Source organism: Sphingomonas sp. 66-10 (genome assembly GCF_001897045.1).
In the GTDB taxonomy this organism is placed as follows: Bacteria; Pseudomonadota; Alphaproteobacteria; order Sphingomonadales; family Sphingomonadaceae; genus Sphingomonas; species Sphingomonas lycopersici.
Genome location: NZ_MKRR01000106.1, coordinates 118,037 through 127,033, shown reverse-complemented (window position 1 = coordinate 127,033; position 8,997 = coordinate 118,037). Strand labels below are relative to the sequence as shown.

Genomic DNA, 8,997 nt, shown 5'->3' with positions numbered 1-8,997 from the left:
ACCAGTCGCGCAATTCGGCGAACCCGCCGGTCTTGCCGATCTCATAGACTTCGTTCTGGATATCCTCCGCAGAGGCGTCCGCGGGCAGCGCGGCGAGCGCCGCGTCGAGCCGTTCGAGCGCCGCCACCTCGACCCCCTCGGGCGCGCGGCGCTTGAGCGTCGGCGCGACGAAATCGCGGTGATAGGCCAGCGCATAGCCGATCAGCCGATCGAGCTCGGGATAGCGCGCCGGCGAGGCATCGGCGACATAATTGCCGAGATAGCCCCATACCTGCTCGGGCGACGCCTCGCCCATCACCCCGACGAGGTTGAGCAACAGCCCGAAGGTCACCGGCAGATTGCCCTCGGGCAATCGCCCGTCGTGGATATGATGGACCGGGTTGCCGAGCCGCTCCTTGATCGCCTGCCCGGCATAATTGCCGCGGAACTGCCAATAGTCGTCGACCGCGCGCGGGATCACCCCCATGTGCAGCTGCTTGGCCTTCTTGGGCTCGCGATAGGCGTAGAAGGCGACCGATTCCTCGGGGCCGTAGGTCAGCCATTGTTCGAGGCTGAGCCCGTTGCCCTTGGACTTGGAGATCTTCTCGCCCTTCTCGTCGAGGAACAGCTCGTAGACGAGCGTCTCGGGCTTCCGCCCGCCGAGAATCTGGCAGATCCGCCCGCCGAGCGCCGCCGAATCGATCAGATCCTTGCCGTGCATCTCATAATCGACCCCCAGCGCCGCCCAGCGCATCCCCCAGTCGGGCTTCCACTGCAGCTTGGCCTTGCCGCCGAGGATGCTCTGCTCGATCGTCTCGCCTTCGTCGACGAAGCGGATCAGCCCCGCCTCGGCATCGACCACCTCGACCGGCACCTGCAGCACCACCCCCGACTTGGGGCTGACCGGCAGCACCGGCGAATAGGTCGCCTGGCGCTCGCCGCGCAGCGTCGGCAGCATCACCGCCATGATCGCATCATAGTTGCGCAGCACGTTGCGGAGCTGCTCGTCGAAGCGGCCCGCAGCATAATATTCGGTCGACGAAGCGAATTCGTAGTCGAAGCCGTAGCGATCGAGGAAGGCGCGCAGCATCGCATTGTTGTGATGCGCGAAGCTTTCGAACTTCTCGAACGGATCGGGCACCTGCGTCAGCGGCTTGCCGAGATATTGCGCGAGCATCGCCTGATTGGGGACATTGTCGGGCACCTTGCGCAGCCCGTCCATATCGTCGGAAAAGGCGATCAGCCGCGTCGGCTGGTCGGACAAAGCCTTGAATGCGTTGCGCACCATCGTCGTGCGCAGCACTTCGTTGAACGTGCCGATATGCGGCAGCCCCGACGGGCCGTATCCGGTTTCGAAGATGATCGCCTCGCCCCCCGGTTTGCCCTCGGGCCAGCGCTTGAGAAGCTTGCGCGCTTCCTCGAACGGCCAGGCCTTGGACTCTAGGGCTGCGGTGCGGAGATCATCAGTCATGGTGCGGTGCGACGTAGCGAGACGCGGCGGCGATGGCTAGGGCAACGGGAGCTCATCGAAACCGCGCGATCCGTTTGCCGATTGGTAACCATTAATCCGGCATAGCCCGTTCTATGGAACAGGTCGTCCCCATCCCCGCGTCCCAGGAAGGTGAGGAAAGCCGTCTCGCGTTGCGCAAGGCGGTGAAGATGCGTGCGCATTTGCGCGATCGCGGCACCACGCGCTTCGAGATCGAGGTGGTCGATCTCTCCACCACGGGATTTCGCGCGCATACCAGCTTTACGATGTGGCCGGGCCAGACCGTCTGGCTGACCTTGCCGGGGCTCGCCGCGCTCGAGGCGGTGGTCGCGTGGCGCGACAAGTTCAAATATGGCTGCGCCTTCGCCAAGCCGCTGCATCCGGCGGTGTTCGATCACATCGTCGCGCTCGGCAATAGTTAGGCGCGCACGCTGCGCGCCGATCGCAAGCGCAGCGAAGCGAAACTATTGCCCGGCCGGCGGGTCGGCAGAGCCGAACCCGTCCGACGACGCGGCGTTGCCGCGGCGCGCTCGCTTCCCTAAACCCCGTTCGGGCTGAGCTTTAACCCCCATTTGCCGTGAGCTTGAACCCCCCGTTCGCCCTGAGCCTGTCGAAGGGCTGCCCTTCCTCCGCGGAAGAAAGGGCAGGGCTTCGACAAGCTCAGCCCAAACGGGGAGAGTGAGGGATCAATCGAAAAGAGAAGAAACGCTCGATTCATCCGCGATCCGCCGGATCGCCTCCGCCAGCAGCGGCGCGATCGTCAGATGCCGGATGCGCTTGGCCTCGGAGATGATCTCCTGATTGCCGATCGAATCGGTGATCACCAGCTCGCGCAGCACCGATCCCTCGACCCGCGCCACTGCGCCGCCCGAGAGCACGCCGTGCGTCACATAAGCGACGACATCCTCCGCCCCCGCTTCCTTGAGCGCGGCGGCGGCGTTGCACAGGGTGCCGGCCGAATCGACGATATCGTCGATCAGGATGCAGAAGCGGCCTTCGACGTCGCCGATGATGTTCATCACCTCGGATTCGCCGGCGCGCTCGCGGCGCTTGTCGACGATCGCCAGCGGGGCATTGTCGAGCCGCTTGGACAAGGCGCGCGCGCGGACCACACCGCCGACGTCGGGCGAGACGACCATCAGATTCTTGTCGCCGAACCGCGCCTGGATATCGGCCGACATCACCGGCGCGGCGAACAGATTATCGGTCGGGATATCGAAGAAGCCCTGGATCTGCCCGGCGTGGAGATCGACCGAGAGCACGCGATCAGCGCCCGCGGTGGTAATCAGATTGGCGACGAGCTTGGCCGAGATCGGGGTGCGCGGGCCGGGTTTGCGGTCCTGCCGGGCGTAACCGAAATAGGGCACCACCGCGGTGATCCGCTTGGCCGAGGCGCGCTTGAGCGCATCGATGCAGATCAGCAATTCCATCAGATTGTCGTTCGCCGGGAAGCTGGTCGACTGGACGACGAACACGTCCTCGCCGCGCACATTCTCGCGGATCTCGACGAAGATCTCCTCGTCGGCGAAGCGGCGCACCAGCGCCTCGGTCAGCGGCAACTCGAGATAGGCGGCGATATCGCGCGCCAGCGGCAGATTCGAGTTCCCGGTCATCAGTTTCATTTGTGCGTGCCCTTCCGCGCCCCGAAGCGGCCGCCTTAATGCGGAGGGCTGGCGAGGGGAAGAGCAAGCGCCTAAGCGGGCGGCTATGACCGTGATCACCCGTTTCGCGCCGTCGCCCACCGGGCGGCTGCATGTCGGCAATATCCGCACCGCGCTGCACAACTGGCTGTTCGCGCAGAAGAATGGCGGGCGCTTCATGCTGCGCATCGACGATACCGATGCCGAACGCAGCGAGGAGCGTCATGTCGAGTCGATCCGCGCCGATCTGACGTGGCTCGGGCTTATCCCCGCCGACGAAGTGCGCCAGTCGGCCCGATTCGCGCTCTACCAGCGCCGATTCGATGAGCTGGTCGCGGCGGGGCGGATCTATCCCGCTTATGAAAGCGCGCAGGAACTCGATCTCAAGCGCAAGATCCAGCTCGGCCGCGGGCTGCCGCCGGTCTATGACCGCGCCGCGCTCGACCTTTCCGATGCCGATCGCGCGAAGCTCGAGGCCGACGGCGTGCGTCCGCACTGGCGCTTCCGCCTCGATCACGCCGCGCCGATCACCTGGCGCGATCTGATCCGCGGCGAGCAGCATTTCGACCCCGCGACGATGAGCGATCCGGTGGTGCGCCGCGCCGACGGGTCGTGGCTCTATATGCTGCCCTCGGTGATCGACGATATCGATCTCGGCATCAGCCATGTCGTGCGCGGCGAGGATCATGTCTCGAATACCGCGCTGCAGATCCAGATGTTCGACGCGCTCGGCGCCGCCCCGCCGGCCTTCGCGCATGAGGCCTTGCTCACGGGGAGCGAGGGCAAGCTTTCCAAGCGGCTCGGCAGCGTCGGGGTCGATCAGTTCCGCGAAGCCGGGATCGAACCGCAGGCGATCCGCGCCTTGCTCGCGCGGCTCGGGACGAGCGACCCGGTCGAGCCGGTCGGCGATGTCGCGCCGCTCGTCGCCGGGTTCGATTTCGCGCGCTTCGGGCGCGCGCCGGCGCGGTTCGACGAGGCCGAACTGGCGCAGCTCAACGCGCGGATCGTTCACTATCTCTCCTACGAGGCGGTGGCGACCCGGCTGCCCGCGGCAATGGGCGCCGCGGCGTGGGAAGCGGTGCGCCCCAACCTCGCCACCGTCGCCGAGGCCGCCGATTGGTGGCAGGTGATCGAGGGGCCGGTCGACGCCCCCGCGGCCGGCGAGGATGCCGATTATCTCGCCGAAGCGGCGGCGCTCGCCGCGACGATCGACTGGGCGGGCGATCCGTGGCACGCGCTGACCGCCGCACTCAAGGACGCGACCGGGCGCAAGGGCAAGCCGCTGTTCCTCCCGCTGCGCCGCGCGCTCACCGGGCGCGACCACGGACCCGATATGGCCGCGCTGCTCCCGCTGATCGGGCGCGATCGCGCGCTGGCGCGGCTCGCTCGATCATAATCGGCGCACGTTTTCCCCGATCGGGCTGAGCCTGTCGAAGCCCTGCACATTTCTTGCCTTGAAGAAGTGCAGCCCTTCGACAAGCTCAGGGCGAACGGCGGGAGCGCGGAGACCGCGACGCTCACCCGGCGCGGCACTCGCAATGTTACGTTACAAAGTCTCTTCTCGATCAGTTTGCGACGTTGTATCATCACCGAACCGGGCGACCGGCAAAAGGAGAAACAATCGAGAGGATCAGGCCAATGTATGCGGATCGTTTTGCCCAACCACGCAAGTTCAGTCCCAGTAGCCTCGCGATCGCGGTCGCGCTCAACGGGGCGGTGATGGCCGGGCTGATATTGTCGGTGCCGGCATTCAAGAAGAAGATCGATGACGTACTGATCATCAAGCCCATTCCGATCGATCAGCCCCCGCCGCCGCAACCGATCGAGCAGCCCCGGCCGAAAATTGCCCAACATCCGGCGCCCACCCCGCCGATCGACCGGGTCGAACCGCTGGTCGAGACGCCGCGCACGCCCACCTACGTCCTGCCGCCGCTTCCCCCGGTCGACCCGGGTATCGGCAATGCCGTCGACCGGATCATCGATCCCCCCGCCAAGCCCCCGGTGACGATCGATGCGACGATCGACCAGCGCTATGCGCGCGATTTCCAGCCCGCTTATCCCGCCGGCGAACAGCGGCTGGGCAACGAGGGCAAGGTAGTGATCCGCGTGCTGGTCGGCACCGACGGCCGGGTGAAGCAGGTCGAGCGCGTCTCCGCCCCGAGCGAGGCCTTCTGGCAGACCACCGAGCGCCAGGCGCTGACCCGCTGGCGCTTCCGCCCCGCGACCCGCGACGGGGTGCCGGTCGAAGCGTGGCGGACGATGACGGTGCGGTTCGAAATGACCTCCTGAGTGTTTTTCGCGGCGCCGGCCCGCGCCCCACCCGATCTCCCACGCGCGTATCCTGATGGGAGACCGGGTGGGGGAGCGGGCCGGTGCCGCCCTTTTCAAAACAGATGCTGGTATGTCCCGCCCCACGCGCCTATCTTGCGCCCTATGCAATTCTTCGCCCGCATGTCGCCGCTCCGCGCGCTGCGAGACCTCCGGCTGTTTCTGCATCAGCGCCAGCGGCATGAGCTGGTGTTCTTCATGCTGGCGGTGATGATCACGAGCTTCTTCGTCTTCGCCTTCATCAAGGATTCGCACGTCGAGAAGCCGTACAAGCCCGACATCATCTACGTGCAGCAATGGCGGCTCGACCGCACCGACGCCGAGATTCACGCGCAGCAGAAGATCGACCAGGCCAAGAAGGAAAAAGACGAAGCCGAGCTGGCCAAGGAGCAGGAAAAGACCCGCGCCGAATTCCAGCGGCTCGACGACAAATTGAAGCGCTGGGGCATCTGAGTGCCGGAATGGCGGTGCCGGCCCGCTCCTCCACCCGGCTTCCCACGAAAGTATCCTTGATGGGAGGCCAGGTGGGGGAGCGGGCCGGTGCCGATCAGTCGACGCCCGCCGACCAGCGCTGGATGGCCGCGGCGCTCGCGCTCGCCGCGCGGACGCGCGGGCGGACCGCCCCCAATCCCAATGTCGGCTGCGTGATCGTCAGCGACGGCCGCGTCGTCGGGCGCGGCTGGACCCAGCCCGGCGGGCGCCCGCACGCCGAGGCGATGGCGCTCGCCGAAGCGGGGGCGGCGGCGCGCGGGGCGACCGCTTATGTCACGCTCGAGCCGTGCGCGCACCGCTCGCCGCGCGGCCCGGCCTGCGCCGATCTGCTCGTCGCGGCGGGGGTCGCGCGGGTCGTCGCCGCGCTCACCGACCCCGATCCGCGCACCGACGGCGCCGGCCTCGCCCGGCTCGCCGCTGCCGGAATCGCGGTATCGACCGGGACATTGGCCCCCGCGGCGCGCGAGTCGATCGCCGGCTTCCTTACCCGCCGCACGCTTGGGCGCCCGCAGGTGACGCTCAAGCTCGCCACCTCGCTCGACGGCTGCATCGCGCTGATCGACGGCGAGAGCCGCTGGATCACCGGCCCGGAAGCGCGTGCGCACGCGCATCTCGAACGCGCGCGGCACGAAGCGATCCTCGTCGGCCGCGGGACCCGGGAGATCGACCGCCCACGACTCGACGTCCGCCTCCCCGGGCTCGAAAATCGCGCGCCGCAGCGCGTGATCCTGTCCTCGCGCCTAGTCGACGCCCCCGGCTGTACCGTCATCGCCAGCCCCGCCGATATCGCGACGCTTCCCGGCGACCATCTGCTGGTCGAGGGCGGCGCCGGCGCGGCGTCGGCCTTCCTCGCCGCCGATCTGGTCGATCGCCTGCTGATCTACCGCGCACCGATCCTGATCGGCGGCGGACGCGCCGCATTGGGCGACATCGGGCTCGCCAGCCTCGCCGACGCGCACGGCCGCTGGCGCCTCGACGACGCACGCGCGCTTGGCAGCGACCGGCTCGAGACCTATGTGCGCCAGCGATAGAGCAAGGACGCGATATGTTTACCGGGATCGTCAGCGACATCGGCACGATAAAAGCGGCGGAAGCCCGCGGCGATCTGCGCGTCGTGGTGGATACCGCCTATGACACCGCGGGGATCGATCTCGGCGCGTCGATTTCCTGCTCGGGCGTGTGCCTGACGGTCGTGGACAAGGGCCCGGGCTGGTTCGCGGTCGACGTTTCGGGCGAAACCACCAGCCGCACCGCGCAGGGCCAGTGGAGCGCCGGCCGCCGGCTCAACCTCGAACGCGCGATGAAGCTCGGCGAGGAGCTCGGCGGGCATATCGTCACCGGGCATGTCGACGGCGTCGCCGAGGTGGTCGAGATCGCCCCCGACGGCGATTCGCGGCGCATCGCGATCCGCGTGCCGGGCGATCTGGCGCCGTTCCTCGCCGCCAAGGGCTCGGTCGCGGTCGACGGCGTGTCGCTCACCGTCAACACTGTCGAGGATCGCGCCGACGGCACCCGTTTCACGATCAACCTGATCCCGCACACCCAGAAAGTGACGACTCTGGGCGGGCTTGCCCCCGGACAGCCGGTCAATATCGAGATCGACGTCCTCGCCCGCTATCTCCAACGGATGGAACATTATCGTGCCAAAGCCGGCTGAACTCGCGCGCCTGCGCCACGCCTTCCTCTCCTCCCCCGAGGAGATCATCGAAGAGGCCAAGAACGGCCGGATGTTCATCCTGGTCGACGACGAGGATCGCGAGAATGAGGGCGATCTCGTCATCCCGGCACAGATGGCAACGCCGGAGAAGATCAACTTCATGGCGCGTCACGGCCGCGGGCTGATCTGCCTCGCGCTCACCAAGTCGCGGGTCGACCAGCTCGGGCTCGATCTGATGAGCCGCAACAACGGCACGCGGCATGAAACCGCCTTCACCGTCTCGATCGAGGCGCGCGACGGGGTCACCACCGGAATCTCCGCCGCCGATCGCGCGCGGACCGTCGCGGTGGCGATCGACGCGGGCAAGGGGAAGGACGAGATCGTCACCCCCGGCCATGTCTTCCCGCTCGTCGCGCGTGAGGGCGGGGTGCTGGTGCGCGCCGGGCATACCGAGGCGGCGGTCGACGTCGCACGGCTCGCCGGGCTCAACCCCTCGGGCGTGATCTGCGAGATCATGAACGAGGACGGGACGATGGCGCGGCTCGACGACCTCGTCGCCTTCGCGCAGCTCCACAACCTCAAGATCGGCACGATCCGCGATCTCATCGCCTATCGCCGCCGCCACGATCATCTCGTCGAGAAACAGGCCGAGATGACGTTCGAATCGCGCTGGGGCGGCACGTGGCGCGCGATCACCTTCTTCAACAAGGCGACCGGCGACGAGACGATCGCGCTGGTCAAGGGCCGGATCGATCCCGCCAAGCCGACTCTGGTGCGGATGCACACCGCGAGCTTCTTCGTCGACATGTTCGGCGAGCAATCGGATCGCACCGGGCTGCTGTCGCGCTCGATGGAGCTGATCGCCGAGGAGGGCGCCGGGGTGATCGTGGTGATCAACCGCCCGATGCAGGGCGCGGTCACCCGCTTCATGAAGGCGCGCGCCGAGGGCAAGGGGCCGGGCGCCCCCGAGATCGAGGAATTGCGCGATTACGGCGTCGGCGCGCAGATCCTCGCCGAGCTGGGGGTGGAGGAGATGATCCTCCTCACCAACACGCATCACGCGCTGATCGGGCTCGAAGGCTATGGCCTGTCGATCGTCGCCGAACGCGCTATCACCGGCACCGGCGCGGCATAACCACGTAACAAAAGGCATCGCATCATGGCCCGCGTCCTTATCGTCGAAGCGCGTTTCTACGATCATCTCAACGACATGCTCATCGCCGGCGCGCGCGCCGCGATCGAGGAAGCCGGGCATCAGGCGGAGATCGTCACCGTCCCCGGCGCACTCGAAATCCCCGGCGCGATCGCGCTGGCGGCGGAGACCGGCCGGTACGACGCTTATGTCGCGCTGGGCGTGGTGATCCGCGGCGAGACCTATCATTTCGAGATCGTCGCGAACGAAAGCGCGCGCG

At 67.3% G+C, this 8,997-nt stretch carries 10 protein-coding genes; 8 read left to right on the top strand and 2 right to left on the bottom strand.

The genetic code is table 11. From position 1 onward, the window contains the following. On the bottom strand, positions 1–1,450 hold a 1,450-nt coding region (locus BGN95_RS10365), incomplete at its 3' end, for a lysine--tRNA ligase (protein ID WP_502688277.1). A gap of 188 nt (positions 1,451–1,638) precedes the next feature. Here BGN95_RS10365 and BGN95_RS10360 point away from each other — a divergent pair. After that, positions 1,639–1,890, top strand: a complete 252-nt coding sequence (locus BGN95_RS10360; protein WP_265271196.1) for a PilZ domain-containing protein — start codon at positions 1,639–1,641, stop codon at positions 1,888–1,890. Between the two features lie 264 nt (positions 1,891–2,154). Here the strand turns inward: BGN95_RS10360 and BGN95_RS10355 are convergent, their stop codons facing one another. Beyond that, on the bottom strand, positions 2,155–3,090 hold the full coding sequence (locus BGN95_RS10355) for a ribose-phosphate pyrophosphokinase (RefSeq protein WP_179512909.1): 936 nt from the start codon (positions 3,088–3,090) through the stop codon (positions 2,155–2,157). Positions 3,091–3,175: 85 nt separating this feature from the next. On the opposite strand from BGN95_RS10355, the gene gltX reads away from it, so the two are divergent. The 7 genes from gltX to BGN95_RS10320 all read left to right on the top strand — a co-directional run. Next, on the top strand, positions 3,176–4,504 hold the full coding sequence (gene gltX, locus BGN95_RS10350) for a glutamate--tRNA ligase (protein ID WP_286772553.1): 1,329 nt from the start codon (positions 3,176–3,178) through the stop codon (positions 4,502–4,504). 242 nt (positions 4,505–4,746) lie between these two features. Next, positions 4,747–5,397: an energy transducer TonB gene (locus BGN95_RS10345; protein WP_179512911.1), complete on the top strand. Its 651-nt coding sequence runs from the start codon at positions 4,747–4,749 to the stop codon at positions 5,395–5,397. Between the two features lie 144 nt (positions 5,398–5,541). Beyond that, on the top strand, positions 5,542–5,889 hold the full coding sequence (locus BGN95_RS10340) for a hypothetical protein (protein WP_286772576.1): 348 nt from the start codon (positions 5,542–5,544) through the stop codon (positions 5,887–5,889). Between the two features lie 122 nt (positions 5,890–6,011). Then, complete coding sequence (gene ribD, locus BGN95_RS10335) at positions 6,012–6,959, top strand: bifunctional diaminohydroxyphosphoribosylaminopyrimidine deaminase/5-amino-6-(5-phosphoribosylamino)uracil reductase RibD (RefSeq protein ID WP_286772575.1); 948 nt, start codon at positions 6,012–6,014, stop codon at positions 6,957–6,959. Positions 6,960–6,973: 14 nt separating this feature from the next. Next, positions 6,974–7,585 (top strand): riboflavin synthase, encoded by a 612-nt coding sequence (locus BGN95_RS10330; protein WP_179512912.1) that lies wholly within the window; start codon positions 6,974–6,976, stop codon positions 7,583–7,585. Continuing rightward, on the top strand, positions 7,569–8,720 hold the full coding sequence (gene ribB, locus BGN95_RS10325) for a 3,4-dihydroxy-2-butanone-4-phosphate synthase (RefSeq protein ID WP_179512913.1): 1,152 nt from the start codon (positions 7,569–7,571) through the stop codon (positions 8,718–8,720). Before BGN95_RS10330 ends, ribB begins: the two co-directional genes overlap by 17 nt. 24 nt (positions 8,721–8,744) lie before the next feature. Further along, a partial coding sequence (locus tag BGN95_RS10320; RefSeq protein ID WP_502688276.1) for a 6,7-dimethyl-8-ribityllumazine synthase occupies positions 8,745–8,997 on the top strand: 253 nt, incomplete at its 3' end.

What these genes read in the sequence shown, in the direction of transcription:
- BGN95_RS10360 (WP_265271196.1), top strand. Translation starts at nt 1,639, where the DNA reads ATGCGTGCGCATTTGCGCGATCGCGGCACCACGCGCTTCGAGATCGAG.
- BGN95_RS10355 (WP_179512909.1), bottom strand. Translation starts at nt 3,090, where the DNA reads ATGAAACTGATGACCGGGAACTCGAATCTGCCGCTGGCGCGCGATATC.
- gltX (WP_286772553.1), top strand. Translation starts at nt 3,176, where the DNA reads ATGACCGTGATCACCCGTTTCGCGCCGTCGCCCACCGGGCGGCTGCAT.
- BGN95_RS10345 (WP_179512911.1), top strand. Translation starts at nt 4,747, where the DNA reads ATGTATGCGGATCGTTTTGCCCAACCACGCAAGTTCAGTCCCAGTAGC.
- BGN95_RS10340 (WP_286772576.1), top strand. Translation starts at nt 5,542, where the DNA reads ATGCAATTCTTCGCCCGCATGTCGCCGCTCCGCGCGCTGCGAGACCTC.
- ribD (WP_286772575.1), top strand. Translation starts at nt 6,012, where the DNA reads ATGGCCGCGGCGCTCGCGCTCGCCGCGCGGACGCGCGGGCGGACCGCC.
- BGN95_RS10330 (WP_179512912.1), top strand. Translation starts at nt 6,974, where the DNA reads ATGTTTACCGGGATCGTCAGCGACATCGGCACGATAAAAGCGGCGGAA.